Below are 26,343 nucleotides of genomic sequence, written 5' to 3' on the forward strand. Positions count from 1 at the left end.
AATTAACTAATTATGCCATTTTCAGAATTATTTGATAACGAATTTAAACAAAGAAACAGAGGTCATTTCTCTGCAATTGTGCGCGTTGCTTTTGCTGACGGAAAAATAAGTACAGAAGAACAAGAGTTCTTGGATAAAATTGCTTCGACTTTACAAATCTCTGAAGAAGAATACAAAGAGATTCTTGCAGATCCTTGGAAACACCCAATAAATCCTCCTTATTTATACACGCAGCGTTTAGAGCGCCTGTATGACTTAGCAAGAATGGTTCACGTTGACCACCATTTAGGAGATTTGCAGGAAGTAATGTTAACCCGTATGGGACTTGCATTAGGTTTTACACCAGGAAACGTAAACTATATTGTTTCTAAAGCACTTTCTCTTGTAGACAAAAAAGTAGATTTGGATACTTTCCTTTTCGAAATGGAGAATATGAATAAATAATTTTAGTATTCAGTGTTCAGTTTTTTAGTGTTCAGCTATATACTGATTCCTGAATTGAAATCTAAAAAATTAAATTATAAACCCGATAGATTCGAAAATCTATCGGGTTTTTGTTTTTACTGAAATGCTACCAACTAATTGTATTTCGCGGAACAAGTTGCTGTGATATAGTGAATTGTATTTTAACCATTCTAAACCCGACAGGTTTTTAAAACCTGTCGGGTTTTATTGTGACTGTAAACTATAAACTGTTACTGAACACTAAAAACCTGAATACTGAACACTTTTATTCAGCTGCCATAAATTCCTCAGCTTTTTCTACCATATTATAACTTCCGCAGAAGAAAGGAACTCTTTGGTGCAGTTCTGTCGGCTGGATTTCCATAATTCTTCCAAAACCGTCAGTTGCTTTTCCTCCCGCCTGTTCTGCTAAAAATGCCATCGGATTACATTCGTAAAGCAAACGTAATTTCCCTTTTGGCGCTTTTGAACTTGTCGGATAAATGTAGATACCGCCTTTAATCATATTTCGATGAAAATCGGCTACCAGACTTCCAATATATCTAGAAGTATACGGTCTGTCTCCTTCTTCGCGCTGGCAATATTTAATGTAATTTTTTACTCCTTGCGGAAAATGAACATAATTGCCCTCATTTACCGAGTAAATATTTCCATTTTCTGGAAATTTCATGTTTGGATGCGAAAGGTAAAATGTACCTATCGCCGGATTTAGTGTAAAACCATTCACCCCATGTCCAGTAGTATACACAAGCATAGTTGAAGTTCCATAAATTACATAGCCTGCTGCAACTTGATTGATTCCCGGCTGTAAAAAATCCTCGCTAGTTACCGGGGTTCCTATTGGCGTCACTCTTCTGAAAACAGAAAAGATAGTTCCCACAGAAACATTCACATCAATGTTTGAAGATCCGTCTAGCGGATCCATTAAGATCACGTACTTATTATTATGACAGTTGTCGCTCCCCTGAACTGTTATAAAATCGTCGTTTTCTTCTGAAGCAATACCACAGACAATCTCACGGTTTATTAACGTCTGGATAAATACTTCGTTTGCATAGACATCTAATTTTTGCTGGTCTTCTCCTTGGATATTCTGTTCGCCAGCGGCGCCAACAATATCTACTAAACCTGCTTGATTAACTTTATGGTTGACCACCTTGGCAGCCAATCGAATAGAGTTAATAATTCGCGAGAGTTCTCCCGACGAATACTGAAATGCTTTTTGGTTCTCAATAATAAACTCTCCCAGTGTTTTATTGCGTTCTTCCATTTCTAAATCGTTATAGTTTTATTTTTAAGTCACAAATATCGTCTATTTTGTGAGAATGATTTAAAAATTATTTTGTTAGTTTGCTACTATTGTATATTTGCTAATTATCTGCAAAAAGCAATGGATAAAACGGCGCTTTTTTAGATAATAAATAATTAAAAATACGAATACATGAATATTAGAAAAGGAAATCCTGAAGACATGAAATCGGTGTTAGGGCTTATTCAGGAGCTGGCAATATTCGAAAAAGAACCTGATGCAGTCGTTATTACAGAAGAAGATTTAATACGTGACGGTTTTGGAGAAAAACCATTGTTTCACGTTTTTGTGGCAGAGATTGAAAACGAAGAAAAACAGAAAGAAATTGTTGGAATAGCTTTGTATTATTATCGCTATTCTACTTGGAAAGGAAAAACAATTCACCTTGAAGATTTGATTGTAAAAGAGAAAATGCGCGGTACTGGATTAGGTTCTGCTCTTTACGCTGAAATCATGAAACAAGGAAAAAGAGATAACGTAAGAAGAGTTGAATGGAATGTGCTGGCTTGGAATACACCAGCAGTGAATTTCTACAAAAATTCTGGCGCCAAAATCTTAGACGACTGGCAAGTTGTACAAATGGATGAAGCGGGAGTTAATGCGTTCTTAGAAAAATTATAAAAAAAATGTTCGCCACGAATTCACGAATTTTTATTCGCAAAGATTTAAAAAGATAATTCGTGAATTCGTGGCGAAAAAAATCATATGATTTCGCCCCAATCTGAAATCTAAAATCTAAAAATCTATAATTAAAAAATGAGAGTATTTAAATTTGGAGGAGCATCGGTAAAAGATGCAGATGGAATTAAAAACGTATACGACGTTTTACAAAAAGTAGGTTACGAAGACGTAATTCTTGTAGTTTCGGCTATGGGAAAAACAACAAATGCTCTTGAAGTTGTAATCAAGAATTATTTTGAAAAATCGACAGAACTAAATTCTTCTGTTCAAGAAATCAAAAAATACCACAATCAAATCTTATTGGATTTGTTTGAAGATGAAAAGCACGAAGTTTTCGCAGCTGTAAATGCACAGTTTGCTGAATTAGAATATTTTTTAGCGCATAATAAATCTCCAAATTACAACTTTGTTTACGATCAGGTGGTAAGTTTTGGTGAATTGATTTCGACTAATATCTTAAGTTATTTTATGAATTTCATGGGAATTCAGACGCAATGGCTTGACGTTCGCAACTTCATTAAAACTGATGCAAACTATAGAGACGCTGGAGTGGACTGGGAAGTTACGCAGCAAAACATCAGTAAAAATGTACCAAGAAAAGTTTTGAATATTACACAAGGTTTCTTAGGAGCAGACGAAAACAACTTTACAACAACTTTGGGTCGTGAAGGTTCAGATTATACTGCTGGTATATTTGCATATTGTTTAAATGCAGAAAGTGTAACGATCTGGAAAGACGTTCCAGGAGTGATGAACGCAGACCCGCGTTATTTTGAAAATGCAAGTCTTTTAAATCAGATTTCTTATCGTGAAGCAATCGAATTGGCATTTTACGGAGCAACGGTTATTCACCCAAAAACATTGCAGCCTTTACAGAAAAAAGAAATTCCATTATACGTAAAATCGTTTATTAATCCGCTTTTAAAAGGAACTTGCGTTTCTAAAGGTGTCGATTTGGAGCCACAGTATCCATGTTTTATTGTAAAAAGAGAACAGCTTTTAATTTCTCTTTCTTCAATTGATTTCTCTTTCATTATGGAAGAAAACATCAGCGAGATTTTTGGATTATTCCACGAATTTAAAATCAAAGTAAACTTAATTCAGAACTCTGCAATTAGTTTCTCTGTTTGTGTGGAAGATAAATTTGGAAATTTCCCAGAATTGAATGCCATTCTTTCTAAAAAATTCAAAGTAGAATACAGCGAAAATGTAACCTTATATACAATCCGTCACTTTACAGAAGAAGCGGCAGAAACGGTTGAGAAAAACAAAGCAGTTTTATTGAAACAAGTTAGCCGTGAAACAATGCAGATTGTGACTAAAGAATTAAACTAATATTGCTTTATAAAAGGTAATTATTTAATTCACAAATTATTGGAAGGGCTTCACTTAATAAAGTGGAGCCTTTTTTATTTCGAAAGAATTTTCCCTAATTAATTTGTTTTTTGCTTATATTTACTTTTTAATTTCTGAAAACCCTTTTCAAAACTCATTAATTATGAAACGATTACGGTTTTCATTCTACAATTATAATTTGAAATGACAAAAAAAGCTTTTTTACTCGTTTTTATTATTCTTGGTTTCTTATACATTGGTATATCTTTGAGTCCATTGCTAACAAGAGATAGACAAGACATTTCTTATTCAGATTTTAAATTGGTAATTGGCCCTTTTTTATCGACAGTTGGAATTCTTATAACCTATACGCAACTGAAAAGAAGAAAAAATTAGTTTTTTCCTTTATTTAAGTGTTTTATAATTGTTTTCAGATCTTCAATTTCCAACTCATACTTTTTTATAATTTTCATATAAACACCCTGCAATGCGATTTGTGTTTGGCGCTCTGTATTTATTAAACTTTCACAGGCAGAATTTCCCAATCCTTTTCTAACCAATTCTTCTGGACTAATTTCGAAAATTTGGCAGATTTTCTTAAAATGAATAGTCCAAGAAGTACTTTCTCCTCGCTCCATTCTGGCATAAGTAGATTGTGAGATTTGTAAGTGATCAGCTGCCTCTTCTTGTGACATATTCTTTGATTTTCTTAAAACTTTTAGATTATCTCCTACAATTTTATTCATAATTAACATTTTTAAAAGCAAATGTAAATATAAGAATTGTTTTACAATTATTCGAATTTAGGTTTTTAATAACCGATATTCGACTTAGACCGAAATACAATTCATAATAAGTTTGTATTAATCAACTTTTGAAAAAATAATTATGAAAAAAATTAAATCAATTTCAATAAAATATCGTATTCCAACAATAATTGGAGTAATATTTCTCTTGTTTAGTTGTACAAAAGATGAAATTCTAAATGATGGACAGGAAATGAGTAACACGAGATTCACTGACGAAGAAGTTTTTAAAGGCGTGATGTTTTTAGAGGGACCAGTTGCAAATAAAATGAGCGATTTCAAAGATTTAAACTTTAGGTCATTTATTGCCGATAAATCACAGGTTGAAGAAATAATAAACTTTCAAAATGAAATTATAAACAGAATAAAATTCATTGATCCGAATTACTTATCCGATTTTAGAAAAAAAATTGGGTCAGGAAATTATTATTTAATTAAAGCAACTTTTTCTGATGCCTCAACTAAAGTAGCAAATATCATTTATGAAATTTCAAATCTCAACAAAAATGAGGTTTCTATAGTAGCAAAAAAATTCAGCTCTAATTTAAAGCACAATTATAATGTTGATGAAAAATCTTCCAAAGAAGACCTTATAAAAGCATTAAATGACATCAATTCTGGAAAACAAACTTCAAAAATTGTAATGCCTGATTACTACTATAAATGGGCAGCGGTTTGGATAGCAGCTGCCGCAGTATTAATTATTGTAATTGTTGCACAGGAAGCCCCTTTACTGCCAGTGGATGAATTTGAACCATTCGAGCCTTTTCCTGATGATGCAAATTCACAATTATCATCTGAAAAGAGATATTTAATGGATGATTATCAATCCGAAATAACATTTGAATTAGAGGGTATTTAAATTCTATCTTAAGAAAACAACAATGAGCAAAATGTCCAAATTATCCTTTTTTTCTTTTTTCTTAGCTATCCTTATTGTTCTCTTAATTTTTTTTAAAATAACAGCAATATATTTTGGGAATAATCCTCTAAATAAACAGTATACTTCCAAATCCCAATTAACATCAATGTTTCCGCAAGGATGGGCTTTTTTCACTAAAAGCTCTAGAGAATCTCAACTCCATATATTTGATTGTAATTCTCTAGAGCCAAAATTGAAAAATCTAAAAAGCTTTACAAGCGAGTATTATTTCGGTATATCAAGAAAAAATAGAGTTTTAAACATTGAGATGAATACTATTTTTCAAAAAATAGTTACTGATTCAGTTAAACCACTCTACATTAAGTCAACTAATATCTATTCTGTCAATGAAGAAATTAAAAGGAAAAAAATTCACTACAAAAAGATAATATTAAAAAAAGGGAGTGCTCCTAACTTCAAAGGAAAATATTTATTTGTTTCTCAAATAATGCTTCCTTGGAATATAATAAAAAGAAAAACTGACTATCCTTCATCATTTATAGTATATCCAATTGAAATCACTGAAAAATGAATCAATTTATTTCATCATTAGAACAAAAAAAAATTTTCACTGAAAGATTAATGCTTGTACGGCTATTGTTAGCAATAGGTGCTTTACTAACTATTACTTTTAACAATATTGAATACATTACTAATTTTGATTTAGTGTTGAACGATGAAACAAAATTTGCCGCGATAATTTTTTTTAAACAATTTAGTATCTTCACACTATTTCATCCCTTAATCGCTAAAGCTATTTCCATTATAATCTTATTAATTATTACAACTGGTTATCTTCCTCAATTAACATGTTTTTTACATGCATGGGTTCATTTAAGTATTTGTAATTCATTTTTAGGAGTTGATGGCGGAGATCAAATAGCTTCAAATTTAAGTATATTGCTAATTCCAATTTGCATATTTGATAATCGACTAAATCAATGGAATAGCAGCAAAAGCGTTAACACAAAACTTAGAAAAGCAATCAATGTTTTCTTTAATGTTTACTATTTTTTGATATTATTACAAGTTGCTATAATATACTTACATGCAGGCATAGGCAAATTATACATTAATGAATGGAGAGACGGAACATGTGCTTATTATTGGTTTACAAATAACATCTTTGGAGCTCCTATGCATCTACAAAAACTATATAATATAATAACTTTAAGCTCTTTTACGCCTTTAATAACTTGGTCAGTTATTATCTTAGAATTAGGATTATTTGCTTGTATTTTAGCTACAAACATAAAACTTAAAAAAACTTTTCTCCTAACAGGATTACTCTTTCATTTTAGCATTCTTATAACTCATGGATTAGTAAGTTTCTTTTTCTCAATGGCATCAGCATTAATTTTATACTTAGATGATGAAAATATAATTTTTGATTTTTTTAAAACTAAATTTATATCTTTAAAAAATGTCTTACAATCAAGAACCCTCAGAAGAAGAAAAAAACAATTGGCATGAAGACCCTAATAACTGGGTTTGGGGAATCTTTTATTTTAATCCAAAAGACAAAAGAATGTTTCCTCCAAAGAAAATAAAAGAATTGGACTGGACAATCAATTTTGCCAATGCTAATTCGGTTTTAATTTGTGTTGTCATAATTCTTGCTTTAATGATTTTATCAGAAAGCTTTAAATAAATATTACCTCGCCCTATTATTCTCCGACTGCTCAATTTCAGATTTTTTATAGGTTGTCTTTTTTGAATCTCCAAAATTGTAGGTTGCTATCAGTTTAAAGTAATTACTTGTATACGTTCGGTGATAATAAATCTGGGTTTGTCCGACATTGTAATCTCCTGAAACCATAAACTTGTGAAAAATATCATTGGCAGAAAAATTGAGTTTTAACGCATCTCTGAAAAAGTTTCTCTCAATTCCTAAAGTCACGGTCGAACGGCTGTTTTCGCTTCCTAATCCGTAGCTGCGATCTCCTAAGTACCAAGCCAAAAGCTGGAGTTTAAAAAATTTCGGAATCGTAAAGGTGTTATTCGAATACAAATAAAACTGCGGTCTTACTGGACTGAATTCAAATTCATAAAAATTGTCAACCGATTTGGTTAAGTTCATGCTTATGGTATTGGTAGAATTCCACCATTTGAGATTGAAGGATCTCGAAAGCGATGTAAAAAACACATGTCCTTTTTCGAGATTTAAAGCTCTCAGAATATAGCTGTTTGGCGTGTCGCCACGTAAAGCTGCCGCAGAAATCGGGTCAATTTTATAAGTATAGCCAATTTTAAAATCGAATTTTTTGTACATCGTGCCTATTTCAAAAGCATGCGTTTTTTCTGGAAGCAGATTCGGATTCCCTTCAATGGTCGTAAACGGATCTTGGTAAATCACATACGGATTTAAAGCCTGATATCTCGGTCTGGTTATTCTGGCAGCGTACGAGAAATGACCTTTCCAATCTTCTGAAAAATTAAAATTTAAAAGCATGTTGGGAAAAAAATTGCCGTACGCTTTTTCAAATTCCTGAATTCCGTTGGCGTTTGTAAACAGATTATAACTGGTTCGTTCTGCCCTTGCTCCAACTGAAAAATTGACTTTTTCTCCCCAAGATCCAACATAATTTAAATAAGCCGCTGTAATTTTTTCATTGTATTCAAAATCACTCGAAAGTTCGTCGTCCAATTCATAATCCATATCATCTGCATCGGCAATCAGGAAATCTGTTCCCGATTTTATTGTAGCATGACTGAACTTTGCTCCTATTTCTAGCTTTGTTTTTTCATTTATTTTCTTCGAATAATCCGTTTGAATGGCAATGATATTAATTCGGCTTCCTACATTATTCTTCAAATATCTTTTATCAGCTGTTTCGTCTGCCCAGCTATTTTCTTCAATAAAATCACCAATAGTCTGATTATAATTAGAATATTGCGAACCAATAAATAGTGTTGACCCTTTGGGATCGGTTTTCATATTATAATTTAAATTGACAAACTGATTCAGCAAAACATCATTTCGGTCTACATCTGTTGCGTAAAAACTGCTCCCAGAATTATTCGTTATCGAATTTCGACTTTCTGTAATTCCGCCCAAATCATTTACGTTTCCGCTGTAGGCCAGTGAAATATAATTGTCTGGAGAAAAACTATACTGAAGCCCGAATCCGAAATTAGAATAATTATTAAACCTTCTTTTCCAGTCGGTCGTCAATTCCGATTTCATATAATCCTCCGGATCTGGGCGCGTTCTCGTGGTGTACAATAATTCGCGGTTTCTTCCCAACTGCAAACCATAATTGGTTATAAAAGAAAATTTTCCTTTAGAATAACTAAAATCAAGAAGCGTATTGTAGCTCGTTCCGCCAAATTTAGAAACCGATGTGTGCTGATTGGCAGTTCCCATCATACCACTTTCTTTGTTTTGTTTGGTGATAATATTGATAACCGCTTTCCCTTCGGCATCGTACCTGGCAGAAGGATTCGAAATCACTTCGATTTTCTGAATCTGTGAAACGGGAATCGCAGCAAATCTTTCGTAATTAATCAAAATTCCGTTAAGATAGATAATCGCCTCGCCCTTTCCGAGTACGCTGATTTCTCCATCGGCAACCACAACGTTTGGAACCCTAGACAATAATTCGTTTACAGAACTGCTCGTTGCCAGAACCGTTCCGTTTACATTGACATCAATATTTCCATTGGCTCCGTATTTTAATAATGAAGGCTGGCTTTTTATAACTACTTCATTTAATTTATTGTGTTCTTGATCGTTGGGAATTATCGTATCGGGAACAGCTATTGGAACTGTTTTGATGATTAGATCCTTTTCTTTAACATAGGATTTGTCTGTGACTTTTTTTACAGCTTGTGCTTTTATTTCCATTGATGAAAAAATCAGGAAATAAATAAAAACGAAAATTAAAATTAAAAACCTCATAAAATTCTAGCGATTAAGTTTGACTTTGATGGAACAAAAGTCAGTTCTAAATCGCGTTATAAGGTCGTCGAAAGTGAAATCAGGAGTACGGATTTATAAATTAGGACTTTTTTTGGAGGGGCTAAGGTTCTGAGATTCTAAGTTGCTAAGGTTTTTGCCATATTATAATCGCGCAAAGGCGCTAAGACGCAAAGTTTAATTCTCGTTGTCTTTCTTTGAGTCAATAATATAATTTTTGTAATTTATCTAAGCGATAATTCTTGTAGCTGATAATTTAAAGGAGTTGTTCCTGTATGTTTTTTGAATGCTGCGAAGAAAGTGGATTTCGAATTAAATCCCACATCATAACCAACAGATTCTAGAGTCAGTTTATTGTTTGACGAAATAATTCTGCAAGCGGTTTCAATTCTAAATTCATTAACATAGCTCGTAAAGTTCTTGCCTAAATTGTTGTTTAAAAACTGAGACAATTGATGGCTCGGCATATTAATTTCTTCCGATAAATCTTTTAAACTCAAATTCGGATTTCTGTACAATGCTTTTTCATTCATAATTTTCTCTAGTTTTTGAGAAATAACGACAGCATCTGCATCGCTTATTTTTTTGCTTTTCTGATTATTGATCAAGAACAAATCATCGGTTTTTTTTCGATGCAACAGAACCAAAATAATCAGATATAAAATAAAGGTAAAAGCTATTGCCCCTGTAATGCAGGAAACAAAAGGAACTCGTGAAAATCCTAAAAAGTAAGCAATGAATACGGCTGCATTACCAAAGAAAATAGCCGTAAACCATCTTTCTGCGGGAGAAGAACTTTCATAATTCCAGATTATTTTTTGAAGTAGCAAACGGCTTTCATAACCAGAAACAAAGAGGTACGAAAACCATTGGAAGAAAATAAAAGCCACAAAATAATAATTCCATAAAACAGGATAATTTTCATACGGAAGAAAAAATCCGATAGTCGAAACTGTCAAAAACCAAATTCCTAAATGCCATTTCCATTGTTTTGAAACTGTATTATGAATCGCCGATTTTAAAACGTAATACAAAAACGGCCCAATTAGCAAACAAGCCGAAAGCCCAATCTGCAAATATGTTTTGGGAAGATCGTTGTTAAAATATACGAAAACCGTAACCGCAATTCTGATGCTTAAAACCAATAAAAGTGCCCCAAGAAATAAATTAGAAACATATTTTTTCTTGGCAAAGAACAAAAAATACAGACTTAGAATAAATCCGTTAAAAGCGCCTAAAGCTCCCAAGAAGAATACTATTTCTTTACCAATACTCATAATCTAAATTTTATAAAGCTTGAAGCTGATAGTTTAACGGTGTTGTTCCGGTATGTTTTTTAAAAGCAGCAAAAAAAGTCGATTTGGAATTAAATCCAACATCATAGCCAACAGATTCTAAAGTCAGTTTGTTGTTGGAAGCTATAATTTTACAAGCTTCGGCTACTCTAAATTCGTTTACAAAACTGGTAAAATTCTTCCCCAGATTATTGTTTAAAAACTGCGATAACTGATGGCTCGAAATATTAATTTCTTGAGACAAATCTTGAAGAGTCAGATTCGGGTTTTTATACAAACTCTTTTCGTGCATGGCATTTTCGAGTTTTTCAGACCACATTACAGCTTCTGCTGAGTCGATTTTTTTATTCGAAATCTTTCCATTCAACAAAAAGAGATCGTCTGTTTTTTTTCTGTACAAAAGAATCGAAATTCCCAAATACAAAATGAATGAAAAAACTACTGCTCCACTGATATACGTTGCTCCTGGCGCTCCAATAATGGATAAGAAATAAAATAGAAACAATAGAAAATTTCCCAAAAAAAGCATACCAAACCACATTTCGGCAGGGGCTGTTTTTTCTTTTCTACTCAGGATTTTTTTCAAAACAGTACGAAGTTCAAAACCAGCAAATAGAATATAAACAAACCATTGCAAATAAATAATCCTTATAAAATAACCGCTCCAAAGTTTTGGATACAATTCATACGGATAAAAAACGCCGACTGCAACAATTAAAGTGCCCCAAAATGCTAATATCAATTTCCATGATTTGGGCATTATCTGAACTTCATCCACCGCCGATTTGATGAAATAATACAAACATGGTCCGATAAAGAAACAAGCTGTCAAGCCAAACTGGAGATACATTTTTGGCAATTCTGGATGAAAATATACAAATACAGATTTCCCGATTCGGATACTCAGAGCAAACAAAAGCGCGCCCAGAAAATAATTCGTCAGGTATTTTTTCTTAGTAAAAAAGAAGAAATAAACTCCGAGAATAATTCCGTTAAAAGCTCCCAAAGCACTAAAAAAGAATAAAAGTTCTTTGCTAGTATCCATAATTTAAGTTAGTTATATCGTAAACAAAGCTAAAAAAAAGATTGGCTTATCAGGAGAATTTTTCTGCAATTATTTTTTGTTTCATATCATAAAAAACAGAAAATCAGCACAAAAGGGCTTCGTTTTTCAATAAATAAAAGCGTCGTAATTTCTTGATTATAAATACTACTTTTGGCTTTTTAGAGTTAAAGTATTTATGTTGAAAAAATTACTGTTTTTGACGGTTTTGTTCTGGTTTTCTGCGCTTCAGGCTCAGGAAACTGAATCTTTGTACAAAACCAAAAAAGTAATCGTTTCAAAAGATACCATTCATTTGGAAAAAATGTCCATCAACTCTGGTTTTTTTCAAATTCTGAATACTAAAAACGAGCTGATTGATTCAACTTTTTATAACGTGAATTTTGAAAAAGGATATTTGCTTTTAAATGAAAAATTCCAATCGGTTTCAGATACTTTAATTGTCAATTATCTTAATTATCCCGAGCTTTTAACTAAAGAATACAGCCTTTACAAATCGGATCAGATTGTGAGTGGCGATGTTGGAACAGACAAATTGTATCGAATAGATAATAATTCAAATGCCAAAAAAGTAACTCCTTTTGACGGACTGGAAACTTCTGGAAGCATTACCCGCGGCATTACTGTCGGTAATAATCAGAGTACGGTTTTAAATTCTAATCTAGATCTGCAGATTACAGGAAAACTTTCAGACAAAGTGAGTTTGAGAGCTTCACTACAAGACAGTAATATTCCGTTACAAGACGGTGGTTACTCGCAGAAACTCGATCAGTTTGATAATATTTTCATAGAACTTTTCAGCGATGATTGGAACATTCGCGCCGGCGATGTCTTTTTAGAAAACAGGAAAACCCAATTTTTGAGTTTCAATAAAAAAGTTCAAGGGCTTTCGGCAAGTTTTGATTTTGATACCGAAAAAAGCAAGACTAATGTTTTTGCTTCGGTCGCTTTTGTTAGAGGTCAATATGCCAAAAGTACTTTTATTGGACAGGAAGGAAATCAAGGGCCGTACAAATTAAAAGGCCAGAACGGCGAATTGTACGTTCTCGTAATTTCGGGTTCTGAGCGTGTTTATGTCAATGGCGTTCTGCTGAAACGCGGCGAAAACAACGATTATGTTATTGATTACAATGCAGGTGAAATTGTTTTTACCTCTCTTTTTACCATTACTTCTGAAATGCGTATTAATGTAGAATACCAATATTCTGAACGAAATTACAACCGATTGGTTACCTACGCGGGCGCAACGCACGAGAACAAAAACTGGAGTTTTGGCGGTTATTTATATTCTGAAAATGATATGAAAAATCAACCATTACAGCAAAATCTTTCTCCAGAACAAGTTCAAATTTTAAGTGAAGCTGGAGATGATGTCAATTTGATGAAAGCGCCTTCTGCTTATGAAGATTCTTATGCCGAGAATAAAATTTTGTATCGAAAAATATTGGTCAACTCGGTTGAAGTTTACGAATATTCGAACAATCCTGCTGATGTTTTGTATAACGTCAGATTCAGTCAGGTTGGTGCAAACGCTGGAAATTATATCATTCAAAATAATAATTCGATTGAGCGCATTTATCAATATGCTGAACCCGTGAATGGAGTTTTACAAGGAAATTACGAACCTATTGTACAGCTTGTGGCGCCAATGAAACTTCAAGTGGCGACTTTTTTAGGAAAATACAATCCGAATGAGAAAACATTGGTCGATTTTGAAGTGGCTATCAGCAATAACGATCAGAATTTATTTTCTGGAATTGATGATTCTAACAATCAAGGAGTTGCTTTTAAAACCAATCTTAAAAAACGTCTTTTTTCTAGAGCGTGGAGTTTAGACGCTTTCGCGAATTATCAATTCGTGCAGCAGGATTTTAAATCTATCGAACGTTTGTACAATATCGAATTTAATCGCGACTGGAATTTAACTGGAACTCTTCTGGGCAATCAAAGTCTTTTGGTTACGGGTTTGAATTTTGATTTATTTTCGAAAAATAAAACTTCAAATATTGGGTTGCTAACGTATCAATTTGAGAAATTAGATTTTAGCGAAAGCTATACTGGAGCCAGACATACTACCAATGCACTGTTCAAATTAAAAAGATGGACAATCGAAAATAATGGAAGCTTTCTGAATTCTGATGCAACTGCTTCGACTTCAAAATTTATTAGAAATCAGACTAGAGCCAAATATCATTTTGGCAAAAACTGGATTGGCGGCAGCATGCAGTTAGAAAACAATCAGGAAAAAGATAAAATTACCAATCAGTTTTCGGCTTTAAGCCAAAGATTTTCACAATATGGCATATTTACAGGACGAGGCGACAGCACCAAAGTTTTTGTTGAAGTTGGCTTTCTGCAAAGACGCAACGACAGTTTACAAAACGGCTTATTGCAGCATGTGAATAATTCGCAAACGTATTATTTAAAGTCGAAATTAATCCAGACCAAAAAGACCGATTTAGCCGTTTATGCAAGTTATCGAAATTTGGATTTTACGGATAAATCGAGGCAAAATGAACCTTCACTAAATTCGAGAGTTTTATACAACGACCGTTTTTTTAACCAGTTAATGCAGATTGGAACGGCGTACGAAACCAGTTCTGGAACTATAGCCCAACAAGAATTTACGTATGTAGAAGTTCCAACGGGACAAGGAGTTTACACTTGGAACGATTATAACGGAAATGGGATTCAGGAATTGGAGGAATTTGAAGTTGCGATTTACCAAGATCAGGCGCGTTATGTAAGGATCTTTTTGCCGAATCAAGTTTACATTAAAACCAACCAAAATAAGTTTTCGCAATCTTTAACGCTAAATCCGCTGCAATGGCAGAATGAAAAAGGGTTTAAAAAACTGCTGTCTTATTTTTACAATCAGACTTCTTTTATAATGGATCGAAAGGTGAAAAGCGATGGCGAAAAATTAGAACTTAATCCGTTTGCTTCGTCAGAAGAGAATATTTTAGGCCTGAATTCGAGTTTTAGAAACAGTTTATTCTACAACCGAGGTAAGCAAAAACATTCTGTTACCTATTCTTATTTGGTCAACAAAGGTAAAAGTCTACTTTCTGTTGGGTCGCAGCAGGTGAAGAATTATTCGCATCAAATTCAATACACGCATTTATATCAAAAAAGCTGGCTGTTTAATTTCTTTACCAAAACCATAAAAACCGATTTGGTTTCTGAAGATTTTGTCGAAAAAAATTATGATATCAACGGCTGGCAGATCGCGCCAAAGATCAGTTATTTATTTTCAAAAAACACCAAATTGGATTTCTTTTATGAGCTTCAGAATAAGAAAAATCAGATTGGAAATCTCGAAACTTTAGACCAAAACAGAATCGGAACTTCTTTTTCTTATGCAGGCGAAAAGAAAGTAACCGTAAATGGAGAATTTTCTTTTTATGAAAATAAATTTAACGGAAACGAATTTTCATCTGTAGGTTTTCAGATGCTGGAAGGGCTTCAAGCTGGATCGAATTTGGTTTGGAAACTGCTTCTGCAAAAGAACCTTACGTCTTTTTTGGATGTCAATTTAAACTATCAAGGACGTAAAAGCGAGACGGGATCTACCATTCATACAGGAAACGTTCAGCTGCGTGCATATTTTTAATGTGTCTCGAAAAAGATGACAATAAATTGTTTAATTTTAATTGAAATTTAAACGTATAACCTTATGAAAAAATTAGTATTAATCTGTTTATTAGTTGTTTTCTCTTCTAATTTTTACGCACAAGAAACAACTGCAAAAACTACGAAAAGCAAAACAGAAACTTCGGCAAAAAAAGCTAAAGCTAGTGCCGACAAAGCTTCGGCTGATGCCAAAAAAGAAGCCACAAAATCTAAAAAAGCGGCAGATGACGCAAAAGCAGCTTCGTCTAAAGCAAAGAAAGAATCTGCTGACGCTGCAAAAAAGACGGCCGACAAAGAAGCTGCAAAAGCTAAAGCTGATGCCAAAAAAGCTACTGCAGCTTCTGACAAAGCTAAAAGCACTGCAGACAAAACCAAAGCCGAAGCTAAAAAATCGACCGCAAAAGCTGACGCTGCTAAGAAAGATGCTACAGCTGCCAAAAAATCGGCAACTAAAACTTTAAAAGAAACTAACGAAAAAGCGCCATCTGTTCCAGATAAAGTTACGGGCGAATACAATGGTAAAAAAGTATATACTGGTCCAAGAGGCGGAAAATACTATATTAACAAAAATGGTAATAAGACGTATATTCAGGATTAAGCTTCTGAGGTGCTAAGGTGCTAAGCTTGTAAGCTCCTAAGGCTTTACTCAAAACCGAACTTTCAGTTCGGTTTTTTTATTTATAATAACAGAGAATAATATTTAAAAACATTAATTCTAAACAATTATCTCATTAGAACGCGTACCTATGCATTCCGATTTAATGTCGCCTCTCCGAGGCTTTTATATTGAAACGATTTATTTCACTATAAATATTAAGTCCCGCTGGGACTACTCTACATCTATAAAATCTAAAATACTCCAGCGGAGTATAATATTTATAGAGATTAATAACCCCATCATAAAATAGCTCCAGCGGAGCGACAATCTCTATTGCATTTCAATTTCGTCGCTGCTGTAATACTTTTATTTTGAGATGTTTCATTTGTTTGTGAATATTAAGCCTTGCAAGGATTCCTCTAAATCTATATATTATCTATAAAAAAACTTAGCACCTCAAAAGCTTAGAACCTTAAATTAATAATTTAGTAATAAACTCGAAATAACATAGAAAACATATTTTTCTATCTTCGTTTTTAAAACGTGCTAAAAATGAGTATTGATTATTCTGCGAATAAAACTATTTTAATTGCTCCATTAAATTGGGGACTTGGACATGCAACGAGATGCATTCCTATTATTAAGGCGCTTCAAGAGAATAATTATATTCCGATCATTGCTTCTGATGGAGTGGCGCTGTCGTTATTACGAAAAGAATTTCCTTACATACAGACTTTAGAACTTCCTTCTTATCATATTGAATATGCAAAGAATGGGAAAAACTTTAAATGGAAACTGATTAAAAATCTTCCGAAAATGATTACTGCCATTTTGGATGAGAAGAAAATGATCAATCATTGGATAAAAAAACATGGCATTGATGGTATTATCTCAGACAACAGATTGGGAGTTTTCAGCAAAAAGGTACCTTCTGTTTTTATTACGCATCAATTGAATGTAATGACAGGAAATACAACTTGGTTTACGAGTAAATGTCATCAGCATTTTATTAAAAAGTATGATGAATGCTGGGTTCCTGATACCAACGAAGAAATAAATCTAACTGGAGATTTGGGGCATTTAAAAAATGATGAACTAAACCTAAAATATATTGGCCCGCTGAGTCGAATGAAAAAAAAGGACACTCCAAAAATATATGATCTTATGATTATATTATCTGGACCTGAACCGCAGCGCACTTTCTTGGATGAAAAACTGCAGAAAGAAGCAGCAAACTTTCCTGGAAAAGTAGTTTTTGTGCAAGGAATTGTAGAAAAATCGCAAGAAAAATGGCAGGCAGGAAATGTTACTTATTATAACTTCATGAATTCCAAACAGCTGGAACAGACTTTTAACGAAAGTGAATTTGTGTTGTGCCGTTCTGGCTACACAACTGTAATGGATTTGGCAAAATTGGGCAAAAAAGCTTTTTTTATTCCAACACCTGGACAGTACGAACAGGAATATTTGGCAATAAAACTTCAGGAAGAAAATCTTGTGCCGTATGCCATGCAAGATGATTTTACAATTGAAGATTTATCAAAAGTACAATCTTATAAAGGATTGTCTCAATTTGAAAATAATATTGACTGGGATTCTTTATTTAAAGTTTTCGAGGAAAAAACAGCTTAATTATTGAACGCGGATGAAACGGGTTGCTAAAGCAAAACGCGGATAAAAACAGATTTTTTTTATTTATCTTCTTCTATTTTTAAAATTTCTATTTAGCTAAAGCCTTATAGATTATCATAAAAAAACCTCCAGCTAAAGCTGGAGGCAATTCATATTTTTTTTATAAAGAAATCCGTTTTTATCCGCGTCTTCGCGAAAGCGAATCTGCTTTATCCGCGTACTATTTTTTAGAAGTTAAACTGCACTTGCATTCTAAGCACATTTCCTTTCTGTCTGTTTATTGGCAATACGCTATCTTCAAAAGTTCTATCTGCAATTACGTACTCGGCTGTAAACTCCAATGCTTTGAAAATTTGCCATTCCACACCAAATTCGAGATCTCTAACTACGTAGCTTCTAGCATCTCTTTCGTATTTTTTTCCTCCGTCATAATATTGGAATTTGGCGAAAGGATAAATATGCTGTTTTTTAATATCCCATTTGTAGTTTAATAAAACGTAACCTCCGTTCAAATCAGTTTGTTCTATTGTATTGGTAAGGGTATTGTAACGAGGTCCAGTTCCGATGTTGTATTCGGTCTGGATTCCGAATGGTCTTGGATACAAAACGAAAGTTGCACCCACTCGCTGATCTTTTACATATTGAGGATCATTGACTGTAACACCTGGAGAAACTTCTCCTGTAAATGCCCATTTCCCAGTGTAAGCCTGAATTCCTGGTTCTATAATCTGGCTTCCAATAACAAACGGATAAGTTACTCTAGTTACCACATTTAGATCTCTGTTTCCGTCTAGTTTATTTGCAATCTGACCGTTGTAAACTCCAAAAGCAAAAACTCCATAATCTCCAGAACCTTTATAACCTTCATCAACCAGCATCGCAAAACGTTTTCTAATTTCGGCTGGAGCCCAATAAAAGAAGATTCCTAAATCACGCTCATTTAAAATCGAAGAGTTGATTCCATCAGCACGGTCTAACGTTAAACGTTGAGAACTTGACTGCATATTTTCAAATCCGTATGGAATTTTACTTTGTCCCACACGCACGCGATATTCTTTTTTCTTATCGAAAGAAACATCAAAATACAAATCACGAATTTGTACAAAGTTCTGAACTCCAGTGCTTGGAGAACTAGCAAAATCGGGCTGAAAATAGAAGAATAAATTAGGGTGCACTTGTCCAGAAAACACTAAACGTGCACGGCGAATAAAAAGTCCGTTGTTTGCTTTTGCATCTGGAGCTGTAGAAGTTGTTCCCCAAGATCTATCACATTGATCGCAGGATACTTTATCGTTTGTAGAAAGCAAACCATTGTATCTGATTTGAGCGTAACCTCTTAGCGAAATTCTATCGTACCAATGTTCTTCAACACCTGATCCCGATTTAGTTTCCGGAAGTTTGGCTTTATTTATAGAATCTAAAATACGCATTACCTCGTTTTTTACATCCTGTTTATTCAATTCCTGCTTGTTTGGTTCCTGTGCATTTGCAACAGAAACAGCTATTAATGCAACGGCTAATATTATTTTTTTTATCATTTTTTCTAATGCCCTTAATTTCAGGATGCAAAGATGACCCACCTATGTTAAGAAATCATTAACCAGATGTTACTATAATAAAAATTTAATGTTACGGCCGAAATCCGTATGTTGATTTATTGTTAAACACCCCTGTTTCAGGGCTTTTAACTCCTGTTGGCTTGAACTTATTTAACCTCAGTTTTTGCCGATTTATTTGCTTTTTCGAGTGTAAAAGAGAACTCAGAGCCAATTCCGAACTCACTTTCTACGTAAACTTTCTCTTTGTGTGCTTCAATAATATGCTTTACAATCGCCAATCCTAAACCAGAACCCCCTTCAGATCGCGTTCCGCTTTTGTCAACACGATAGAAACGTTCAAAAAGTCTCGGAATGTTTTGTTTTTCAACCCCTTCTCCATTGTCGCTAATACGGATTAAGACTTTTTTCTTCGTTAAGTTTACCACGCCAACTTCCGTCAGACCGCCTTCTTTTCCATATTTTATAGAATTGACAATCAGGTTTTCCAACACTTGCTGAATTCTGTCCTGATCGCCTCTAATCATAACCGACTTCACATTTTTACTTTCAAAAGATAGTTTGATTTTCTTTTTGTCTGCTTTCATTTCCAGCAATTCAAAAACATTCTCAATCAATTCGACAATATCAAAATCAGTCATATTCAAATCTAAATCTCCCGATTCTAATTTGGTAATCATGTCCAAATCTTCTACTATATATATAAGTCGCTCCACTCCTTTTTCGGCGCGTTTCAAATATTTCTTTCTAATGTTTTTATCGTCCATTGCACCATCAAGCAAAGTAGAAACGTAACCTTGAACGGTAAACAAAGGCGTTTTTAATTCGTGCGAAACGTTTCCAAGAAACTCTCTTCTATATTGTTCACGAATTTCGAGCATTTCGATTTCGAGTTTTTTATCGGTCGCAAACTTTTTCACTTCGCGCGAAAGCGTTTCCATATCGGTATTAATCGGCTGATTGATAAGTGTTGTCGATTCTAATAAGGAAACCTCATCGTAAATTTTCTTTACTCTTCTGTAAATAAATCGCTCTACACGATATTGCAAAACCAAAAAAGAGAAAATATAAATGGCAATAATAAAGATTATTCCAAATGCTACTTGATGTTTTAATTGGTTTTTGTAAAACAAAGACATCAGTATGAGCACAAATCCTGTGGTAAACAGACTGATATACAATGCCGATTTAATAGCAAATTTGTATGTTTTTTTAAAATTAATCTTCATTGAAATATTTAAAATTATATTTTGAACCATATAAGTCATATAAGTTCATTTAAAGTAGAAAACTAAAAAATTACTTTATGACATAAAAAAGGAAATCTTTGTCAAAGTTAAAAACTTTGACAAAGATGATCTTAAATTATTAATTATCGATACTATAATTAAATGAACTTATATGACTTATATGGTTCAAATATTTATAGAAGATTTTAAAATAATTGGAATGTATTTAATCTTTCTTAAAATTCAAGCTACAAAACCTCAGCAGCTTAGTAACTCAGAACCTTAGAAGCTTTAAAAAAAACTACACTTCAAATTTATATCCTACTCCTTTTATTGTTTTGAAAAGGTCTTCGCCAATTTTCTCGCGCAGTTTTCTGATATGAACATCGATTGTTCTTCCTCCAACTACAACTTCGTTACCCCAAACTTTATCTAAGATTTCGTCTCTTTTAAAAACTTTTCCTGGTTTTGAAGCCAATAGATAAAATAATTCGAACTCTTTTCTTGGCAAAGCAATTTCTACATTGCCTTTTATGATTTTGTATTCCTCACGATTAATCTCGATTCCGCCTACATTTAGAGTATCTGTAACAACTTCTTGTTCTTTTAATCTTCTTAACAAAGCCTTTACTTTAGATACCAATAATTTTGGCTTAATTGGCTTGGTAATGTAGTCATCTGCACCGGCGTCAAAACCAGCTACTTGAGAATAATCTTCACTTCTTGCTGTAAGGAATGTTATGATAACATTATTTAATTCTGGAATTTTTCTAATATGCTCGCAAGCCTCCATTCCGTCCATTTCTGCCATCATCACGTCCATAATGATTAATTCTGGCAGCTCTTTCTGCGCCTTTGCTATAGCATCTTTTCCATTTGATGCTGTAACAATCTGGTAGCCTTCCTGAGCAAGGTTATAGCCAACGATTTCTAAGATATCTGGTTCGTCGTCAACTAATAAAATCTTAGTTTGTGTTTTTTTCATAAATAGCAAAAATTGAGATTTTTATATCGAAACTTCTTCATTAAACATTCGATATTTCTTATTTCACAGGGTAAATATACTAACAAAAGAACCTTTAAAAAATGGTGTTAACCGTAATTTAATCTCGTAACAATTTGATAATCTTAACAACACAAAAACATAACAAGTCGGTAACATGGACTTCACAGAGTGGTTCTTTCTTTGCACCAAAATATTTAAGACACAAACACAACACTGAAAAAAATGAAATTCAATTTAAGATTTCTCTTTATTGCATTATTTATCTGTACGATTTCGATCGCGCAAAACAAAGGTACGATTTCTGGCGTTTTATCTGATAAAGATTCAAACAACGCAGCTCTGCCATTTGCTAATGTTTTAGTTAAAGGTACAAATATTAGCGTAAATACCGACGTAGATGGAAAATATTCCTTAAGCGTTAATCCTGGAAATTATACTTTAATTTTTAGTTTTTTAGGATATGAATCTGTAGAAGCTCCTGTTGCTGTAAAAGCAAACGAAACTGTAACGGTTAATCAAGGGCTTTCATCAGGAAGTTATACACTTAAAGATGTGGTGGTAAAATCGGCTGCAGCAAACAAACAAAAAGAATCAGCATTATTGTTAGACCAAAAAAATGCCGTTCAGTTTAAAGCTGCTATTGGTGCCGAAGAAATTGCAAGAAAAGGGGTTAACGATGTTGCCAACGCTGTTGCGAAAGTGAGCGGAGTTTCTAAACAAGACGATTCTGGAAATGTTTTCGTAAGAGGATTAGGTGACCGTTACAATGTAACTACTTTAAATGGTCTTCCGTTACCATCAAACAACCCAGCAAACAAAAATATCCTTTTAGAGATTTTCTCTACAAACATTGTAGACAATATTGGAATTAGCAAAACTTTTGAAGCTCAAAACTATGCGGATTTCGGAGGAGCTAATATCGATATTAGCGCAAAGAAATTCAGCGGAAAACCTTTTATCAGCTTTTCAATTGGTACTGGCGCAAACACAAATGTTTTAGCGCAAGATCATTTTTACCTACAAGATGGACCTACTTACACTGGGTTTAAAAAAGTTGGTGTTCCAGACTCTCCATTATTGCCATATAGCTATTCTACAAGCTGGGATAGACAAGAAAACAAAAATGTATTGAATGCATTTTACACATTATCTGGAGGAAAAAGATTTAAAATAAATGACGAAAGTTCAATTGGTGCTTTTGTTACAGGATCTTTTAGTGCAAAAAATAAATTTACTGAAGGTTACAGCAGAGGAGGAATTACTTCTGACGGAGATATTTATTCTGATTTTATCAGAACGGCTTACAAACATAACACTACAACAACTGTTATGGGTACTGCTGATTATAAAATCAATAACAAAAACTCTATCTTCTTTACTTCTTTATTCTTAAACTCTAGTGATCAAGATTATAGCGAATACGAAGGAACTAACATCAATTTTGATGGTGGTGGAGATGCTCAACAACAAATTAGCGGTTTCATCAAACGTGGAACTTTTGAAAGAACTCAATTAATTGTTAACCAATTAACAGGAAAAACTAAATTCAACGACAGATTGAATCTTAACTGGGGAGTAGGATACAGTACTTCTAATAGCGCAATTCCAGATCGTATGCAAAACTCTTTCGTATATGCTCCTAACGCTATTGACTATACTTTCTTTACCAATTCAAATATCAACAACCACAGATTTTTTCAAGACTTAAAAGAAAATGAAATTGCTGCAAATATTGCACTTTCTTATAACTTCAAAAAAGCTAGTGACGATACTTACAAAGGAAAATTAACGGTTGGATATTCAGGAAAATTTAAAGATGTGGATTATGACATGCAACAATTTTCATTCTTCCCAAATAGAACGACAATTTCTTTCCCTAAAGAAGACATCCATCATGTAGATAACTATTTAGATCCAGCACATTGGGGTTCTTCTTACTCAAACAGAATTCACCAAACTTACAATGGTAATTTAGATATTAATGCTGCATTTGTTAATGTTCAATATTCTTTAACTGAAAGATTGAGTGTAATCTTAGGCGCTAGATTAGAGCAATTAAATCAAGATGTTTTCTTTATCACAACAACAGTTCCAGGCGGTGGAAATTCTAACGATTCGAAGTTTAACATTTTACCTAGTTTAATTTCTAAGTATTCGTTAAATGAAAAGCAGAATTTAAAATTCTCTGCAAGTAAAACTTATACACTTCCTCAGTTTAAAGAAAAAGTGCCAATTATTTACGAAGATGTTGCACAAGCGTACCAAGGAAACCCAAGATTATATGCTTCAACAAATTACAACTTCGATTTAGGATGGGAATTTTTCCCAAAAGCAAGTGAGTTAATCTCTGTAACTGCATTTGGTAAAATCATTCAAAATCCAATCAACGAGATGTTCTTAAACTCTTCTTCAAATGATATTTCTTATGCAAATACAGGAGACAAAGGAACAGTAGCTGGAGTTGAACTTGAATACAGAAAAGATCTTTTTGAAATTGAAAAAGAAAACAATTTAAAAACAAAAGTTACTTTTGACGCAAACGGATCTTACTTATACACAAACCAAGATCTAAGCAACGATAAAGTAAACAATGAAAATGATTTTGGAGCTAACTTTACTTTTACAGAAAGTAAACTAACAGGAGCTTCTAATTTCCTTGCCAACGCTAACTTATCATTCTTAAATCAATTTACAGAAAACTCAGATATTTCAGCAACGGTATCTTACTCTTATTTTTCAGATAAACTAGCAGTAATTGGAACATCAAGAGTTGGAAACATGGTAGATAAAGCAGTAAACAAACTAGACTTTATCGTAAACTCAAGCTTAACTAAAAACTTAAAAATTGGTCTTATTTACAATAACATTTTGAACCCAACTTTTAAACGTGTACAAGAGCAGGGAGAAGTTCCAGGAAAAGAATCTGTTGGAGATATTACTGTAACTTCATACAAAGCAGGTTCAGATCTTAGACTTACTTTAAACTATACTTTCTAAGAAATAGCTTTTCAATAAATTACAAAGGTGATTAGGTAATATACTAATCACCTTTTTTTGTCCAAAACTGCAATGTAAATTTTATATTAAGACAAGACGTTTTTACCTCGATATACTTAATAGATTGTTAATATCGTCTTAACTCAGCAAAAACATATGTTCATTTACTTTGCCTTGAATAAATAAAACAATAAAACACAACAAAAATGAAAAAAAGTTTATTTGCAATGGCTGCAATATTAGGACTTGCTTTAACAAGCTGTAGTTCTGATGATAACAAAAACACGAACAACAGTTCTTTTGTTTTAAAAGTTGACGATTTAAAAGGAGAAATTAAAGACGGTACAGTAACTTTAGATCCTACTCAAACTTATACATTAACTGGAGGTTTAGTTGTTAAAGGTGGAGCTACTTTAGTAATTCCTGCTGGAACAGTAATCAAAAGTTCTGCTACTGCTGAAGCAACTTCTTTATATATCGCTGTAGAAAGAAATGCTAAAATCAACATCAACGGTACTGCTGCTAAACCAGTTATCATGACATCTGGAAAAGCAACTCCTGCTCAAAGTGACTGGGGTGGATTGATCATCGCTGGTAACGGTAAAGTAAACACTGGAGACAATGGTACTTCTGAAGTAGGTGGATTAAGCTACGGGGGTAATGATAATGCAGATTCTTCTGGAAACATCAACTTCTTGAAAATTTCTTACACAGGATCTAAATATACTGCTGAAAAAGAATACAACGGAGTTTCTTTCTTCGGAGTTGGTTCTGGAACTGTAGTTTCTGACATCTATGCTTTCGAAAGTGGTGATGACGGTATCGAATTCTTCGGTGGAGCTGTAAATGCTAACAACTTAGTAATCATTAACTCTTATGATGATTCATTAGATTTCGCTGACGGATGGCAAGGTACTGCTACTAATGTTTACATTAGCGGTGTTTCTAAAGCTGGTGTTGAAGGATCTACTAACGCTAAAGATCCAAGTGGAGCTGTTCCAATGACTAACGCTAAAATCAACAACATCTCTATCGTTAAAGGTGGTGCTACTTTCTTAGCTGACGAAAAAGCAATCAACTACAAAGAAGGTGGTGGAAAACAAGCTTACACAAACGTATATGTAGCTAACGGAATGCCTGCTGCTCTTACTAAATTATCTGCTGATGCTGGTGTTACTGCAAATCTTGCTGCTGGTAACTTTACTATCACAAACTATACTTTTGGAGCTTCTGTAACAGATTTTACAGGTCCTAAATTAGCAGGAACAACTACTGGTGCTCTAGGTGCTGGTGCTGGTGCTGACTTGCCAACTTGGGCTAACTGGACTAAATAATAAAGTTCTAATACCATATACAAAAAGCTGTCTGAAGATTTCAGACAGCTTTTTTCATTTTAATAAAGTTTATATTTAAAAAATATACTTTTAGTCAAGAGAATTCTAATCACTTCGAACACATAATGTTAAAAACATCCTAAATATTTAGGATGTTTTTTTTTGGCGTACTTTTTGTAATTTTTTTTGTATATTTACAGTAATCAAATATACGCGATGGCAAAAAACTACTTTTATATTACTTTCTTATTGGCATTTTTCTTTACTCTAAGCGTTTCGGCGCAAGATACCAAGCAACTACCAAAAACTCAAGAATCTACTTCTATCGAGGGTCTTAGCTTGTATCCTAATCCAGTAACAAACGGAAAAGTCTATATATCATCTAAGAACGATTTAGAGAAGGAAGTTATTGTATTTGACATCTTAGGCAAAAAAGTACTGCAAGCGCATTTAGCCTCTAAAGAATTAAGTGTTTCAGAACTACCTCCAGGTGTTTACATCATTAAAATAAGCGAACAGAATGCATCGGCAACTCGAAAACTCATTATTCGGTAAAATATAGA

Annotated in this window: 21 protein-coding genes; 13 read left to right on the top strand and 8 right to left on the bottom strand. The window is 33.4% G+C overall.

Annotation, left to right across the window (positions count from 1 at the left end; translation table 11 throughout):
* Nucleotides 1–12: 12 nt before the first annotated feature.
* On the top strand, nucleotides 13–444 hold the full coding sequence (locus tag Q9Q97_RS00180) for a TerB family tellurite resistance protein (RefSeq protein WP_306153233.1): 432 nt from the start codon (nucleotides 13–15) through the stop codon (nucleotides 442–444).
* A gap of 286 nt (nucleotides 445–730) precedes the next feature.
* Here Q9Q97_RS00180 and fbp read toward each other — a convergent pair whose 3' ends face one another.
* Entirely contained in the window at nucleotides 731–1,735 is a 1,005-nt protein-coding gene (fbp, locus tag Q9Q97_RS00185; RefSeq protein ID WP_306153235.1) for a class 1 fructose-bisphosphatase, read from the bottom strand.
* A gap of 171 nt (nucleotides 1,736–1,906) precedes the next feature.
* On the opposite strand from fbp, the gene Q9Q97_RS00190 reads away from it, so the two are divergent.
* Nucleotides 1,907–2,395, top strand: coding sequence for a GNAT family N-acetyltransferase (locus tag Q9Q97_RS00190; protein WP_306153237.1), 489 nt, complete (start codon nucleotides 1,907–1,909; stop codon nucleotides 2,393–2,395).
* Nucleotides 2,396–2,530: 135 nt separating this feature from the next.
* A complete protein-coding gene (locus tag Q9Q97_RS00195; RefSeq protein WP_306153239.1) occupies nucleotides 2,531–3,790 on the top strand; it encodes an aspartate kinase in 1,260 nt (419 codons plus the stop codon).
* A 392-nt stretch (nucleotides 3,791–4,182) separates the two neighbouring features.
* Here the strand turns inward: Q9Q97_RS00195 and Q9Q97_RS00200 are convergent, their stop codons facing one another.
* The gene (locus Q9Q97_RS00200; protein ID WP_306153240.1) at nucleotides 4,183–4,536 is read right to left on the bottom strand and encodes a helix-turn-helix transcriptional regulator; all 354 of its coding nucleotides are present in this window, start codon (nucleotides 4,534–4,536) and stop codon (nucleotides 4,183–4,185) included.
* Between the two features lie 142 nt (nucleotides 4,537–4,678).
* On the opposite strand from Q9Q97_RS00200, the gene Q9Q97_RS00205 reads away from it, so the two are divergent.
* From Q9Q97_RS00205 to Q9Q97_RS00220, 4 genes are read left to right on the top strand one after another with little or no spacing between them, the layout of a single operon-like run.
* Nucleotides 4,679–5,458, top strand: coding sequence for a hypothetical protein (locus Q9Q97_RS00205; RefSeq protein ID WP_306153241.1), 780 nt, complete (start codon nucleotides 4,679–4,681; stop codon nucleotides 5,456–5,458).
* A 31-nt stretch (nucleotides 5,459–5,489) separates the two neighbouring features.
* The gene (locus tag Q9Q97_RS00210) at nucleotides 5,490–6,050 is read left to right on the top strand and encodes an SdpA family antimicrobial peptide system protein (RefSeq protein ID WP_306153243.1); all 561 of its coding nucleotides are present in this window, start codon (nucleotides 5,490–5,492) and stop codon (nucleotides 6,048–6,050) included.
* On the top strand, nucleotides 6,047–6,991 hold the full coding sequence (locus Q9Q97_RS00215; protein WP_306153245.1) for a hypothetical protein: 945 nt from the start codon (nucleotides 6,047–6,049) through the stop codon (nucleotides 6,989–6,991). Before Q9Q97_RS00210 ends, Q9Q97_RS00215 begins: the two co-directional genes overlap by 4 nt.
* Nucleotides 6,942–7,169, top strand: coding sequence for a hypothetical protein (locus Q9Q97_RS00220; protein WP_306153247.1), 228 nt, complete (start codon nucleotides 6,942–6,944; stop codon nucleotides 7,167–7,169). The genes Q9Q97_RS00215 and Q9Q97_RS00220 overlap by 50 nt, the downstream gene beginning before the upstream one ends.
* A gap of 3 nt (nucleotides 7,170–7,172) precedes the next feature.
* Here Q9Q97_RS00220 and Q9Q97_RS00225 read toward each other — a convergent pair whose 3' ends face one another.
* From Q9Q97_RS00225 to Q9Q97_RS00235, 3 genes are all read right to left on the bottom strand, one after another.
* Complete coding sequence (locus Q9Q97_RS00225; protein ID WP_306153249.1) at nucleotides 7,173–9,365, bottom strand: TonB-dependent receptor domain-containing protein; 2,193 nt, start codon at nucleotides 9,363–9,365, stop codon at nucleotides 7,173–7,175.
* 296 nt (nucleotides 9,366–9,661) lie between these two features.
* The gene (locus Q9Q97_RS00230; protein ID WP_306153251.1) at nucleotides 9,662–10,714 is read right to left on the bottom strand and encodes an AraC family transcriptional regulator; all 1,053 of its coding nucleotides are present in this window, start codon (nucleotides 10,712–10,714) and stop codon (nucleotides 9,662–9,664) included.
* Between the two features lie 10 nt (nucleotides 10,715–10,724).
* A complete protein-coding gene (locus Q9Q97_RS00235) occupies nucleotides 10,725–11,777 on the bottom strand; it encodes an AraC family transcriptional regulator (protein WP_306153253.1) in 1,053 nt (350 codons plus the stop codon).
* Nucleotides 11,778–11,973: 196 nt separating this feature from the next.
* Here Q9Q97_RS00235 and Q9Q97_RS00240 point away from each other — a divergent pair, with 196 nt between their 5' ends.
* From Q9Q97_RS00240 to Q9Q97_RS00250, 3 genes are all read left to right on the top strand, one after another.
* A complete protein-coding gene (locus Q9Q97_RS00240) occupies nucleotides 11,974–15,408 on the top strand; it encodes a hypothetical protein (protein WP_306153255.1) in 3,435 nt (1,144 codons plus the stop codon).
* A 63-nt stretch (nucleotides 15,409–15,471) separates the two neighbouring features.
* Nucleotides 15,472–16,026: a hypothetical protein gene (locus Q9Q97_RS00245; protein ID WP_306153256.1), complete on the top strand. Its 555-nt coding sequence runs from the start codon at nucleotides 15,472–15,474 to the stop codon at nucleotides 16,024–16,026.
* Nucleotides 16,027–16,578: 552 nt separating this feature from the next.
* Nucleotides 16,579–17,658 (top strand): glycosyltransferase, encoded by a 1,080-nt coding sequence (locus tag Q9Q97_RS00250; protein WP_306153258.1) that lies wholly within the window; start codon nucleotides 16,579–16,581, stop codon nucleotides 17,656–17,658.
* Between the two features lie 227 nt (nucleotides 17,659–17,885).
* On the opposite strand, the gene Q9Q97_RS00255 is transcribed toward Q9Q97_RS00250, so the two are convergent.
* From Q9Q97_RS00255 to Q9Q97_RS00265, 3 genes are all read right to left on the bottom strand, one after another.
* Nucleotides 17,886–19,196, bottom strand: a complete 1,311-nt coding sequence (locus tag Q9Q97_RS00255; protein ID WP_306153260.1) for a porin — start codon at nucleotides 19,194–19,196, stop codon at nucleotides 17,886–17,888.
* Nucleotides 19,197–19,363: 167 nt separating this feature from the next.
* Nucleotides 19,364–20,443: a cell wall metabolism sensor histidine kinase WalK gene (locus tag Q9Q97_RS00260; RefSeq protein WP_306153262.1), complete on the bottom strand. Its 1,080-nt coding sequence runs from the start codon at nucleotides 20,441–20,443 to the stop codon at nucleotides 19,364–19,366.
* Nucleotides 20,444–20,744: 301 nt separating this feature from the next.
* Nucleotides 20,745–21,428 (bottom strand): response regulator transcription factor, encoded by a 684-nt coding sequence (locus Q9Q97_RS00265; RefSeq protein ID WP_008465097.1) that lies wholly within the window; start codon nucleotides 21,426–21,428, stop codon nucleotides 20,745–20,747.
* A 243-nt stretch (nucleotides 21,429–21,671) separates the two neighbouring features.
* On the opposite strand from Q9Q97_RS00265, the gene Q9Q97_RS00270 reads away from it, so the two are divergent.
* The 3 genes from Q9Q97_RS00270 (at nucleotide 21,672) to Q9Q97_RS00280 (ending at nucleotide 26,335) form a co-directional block, all read left to right on the top strand.
* Nucleotides 21,672–24,446, top strand: coding sequence for a TonB-dependent receptor (locus Q9Q97_RS00270; RefSeq protein ID WP_306153265.1), 2,775 nt, complete (start codon nucleotides 21,672–21,674; stop codon nucleotides 24,444–24,446).
* Nucleotides 24,447–24,652: 206 nt separating this feature from the next.
* A complete protein-coding gene (locus tag Q9Q97_RS00275; protein WP_306153267.1) occupies nucleotides 24,653–25,780 on the top strand; it encodes a hypothetical protein in 1,128 nt (375 codons plus the stop codon).
* Between the two features lie 216 nt (nucleotides 25,781–25,996).
* Nucleotides 25,997–26,335 (top strand): T9SS type A sorting domain-containing protein, encoded by a 339-nt coding sequence (locus tag Q9Q97_RS00280; RefSeq protein WP_306153268.1) that lies wholly within the window; start codon nucleotides 25,997–25,999, stop codon nucleotides 26,333–26,335.
* Nucleotides 26,336–26,343 lie beyond the last annotated feature (8 nt).

Origin of the sequence: Flavobacterium sp. DG2-3 (assembly GCF_030730925.1) — a bacterium.
Taxonomy (GTDB): domain Bacteria; phylum Bacteroidota; class Bacteroidia; order Flavobacteriales; family Flavobacteriaceae; genus Flavobacterium.

Excerpts from the sequence above, each read along its gene's own strand:
- Q9Q97_RS00180 (WP_306153233.1), top strand. The coding sequence starts at position 13 with ATGCCATTTTCAGAATTATTTGATAACGAATTTAAACAAAGAAACAGA.
- fbp (WP_306153235.1), bottom strand. The coding sequence starts at position 1,735 with ATGGAAGAACGCAATAAAACACTGGGAGAGTTTATTATTGAGAACCAA.
- Q9Q97_RS00190 (WP_306153237.1), top strand. The coding sequence starts at position 1,907 with ATGAATATTAGAAAAGGAAATCCTGAAGACATGAAATCGGTGTTAGGG.
- Q9Q97_RS00195 (WP_306153239.1), top strand. The coding sequence starts at position 2,531 with ATGAGAGTATTTAAATTTGGAGGAGCATCGGTAAAAGATGCAGATGGA.
- Q9Q97_RS00200 (WP_306153240.1), bottom strand. The coding sequence starts at position 4,536 with ATGAATAAAATTGTAGGAGATAATCTAAAAGTTTTAAGAAAATCAAAG.
- Q9Q97_RS00205 (WP_306153241.1), top strand. The coding sequence starts at position 4,679 with ATGAAAAAAATTAAATCAATTTCAATAAAATATCGTATTCCAACAATA.
- Q9Q97_RS00210 (WP_306153243.1), top strand. The coding sequence starts at position 5,490 with ATGTCCAAATTATCCTTTTTTTCTTTTTTCTTAGCTATCCTTATTGTT.
- Q9Q97_RS00215 (WP_306153245.1), top strand. The coding sequence starts at position 6,047 with ATGAATCAATTTATTTCATCATTAGAACAAAAAAAAATTTTCACTGAA.
- Q9Q97_RS00220 (WP_306153247.1), top strand. The coding sequence starts at position 6,942 with ATGTCTTACAATCAAGAACCCTCAGAAGAAGAAAAAAACAATTGGCAT.
- Q9Q97_RS00225 (WP_306153249.1), bottom strand. The coding sequence starts at position 9,365 with ATGGAAATAAAAGCACAAGCTGTAAAAAAAGTCACAGACAAATCCTAT.
- Q9Q97_RS00230 (WP_306153251.1), bottom strand. The coding sequence starts at position 10,714 with ATGAGTATTGGTAAAGAAATAGTATTCTTCTTGGGAGCTTTAGGCGCT.
- Q9Q97_RS00235 (WP_306153253.1), bottom strand. The coding sequence starts at position 11,777 with ATGGATACTAGCAAAGAACTTTTATTCTTTTTTAGTGCTTTGGGAGCT.
- Q9Q97_RS00240 (WP_306153255.1), top strand. The coding sequence starts at position 11,974 with ATGTTGAAAAAATTACTGTTTTTGACGGTTTTGTTCTGGTTTTCTGCG.
- Q9Q97_RS00245 (WP_306153256.1), top strand. The coding sequence starts at position 15,472 with ATGAAAAAATTAGTATTAATCTGTTTATTAGTTGTTTTCTCTTCTAAT.
- Q9Q97_RS00250 (WP_306153258.1), top strand. The coding sequence starts at position 16,579 with ATGAGTATTGATTATTCTGCGAATAAAACTATTTTAATTGCTCCATTA.
- Q9Q97_RS00255 (WP_306153260.1), bottom strand. The coding sequence starts at position 19,196 with ATGATAAAAAAAATAATATTAGCCGTTGCATTAATAGCTGTTTCTGTT.
- Q9Q97_RS00260 (WP_306153262.1), bottom strand. The coding sequence starts at position 20,443 with ATGAAGATTAATTTTAAAAAAACATACAAATTTGCTATTAAATCGGCA.
- Q9Q97_RS00265 (WP_008465097.1), bottom strand. The coding sequence starts at position 21,428 with ATGAAAAAAACACAAACTAAGATTTTATTAGTTGACGACGAACCAGAT.
- Q9Q97_RS00270 (WP_306153265.1), top strand. The coding sequence starts at position 21,672 with ATGAAATTCAATTTAAGATTTCTCTTTATTGCATTATTTATCTGTACG.
- Q9Q97_RS00275 (WP_306153267.1), top strand. The coding sequence starts at position 24,653 with ATGAAAAAAAGTTTATTTGCAATGGCTGCAATATTAGGACTTGCTTTA.
- Q9Q97_RS00280 (WP_306153268.1), top strand. The coding sequence starts at position 25,997 with ATGGCAAAAAACTACTTTTATATTACTTTCTTATTGGCATTTTTCTTT.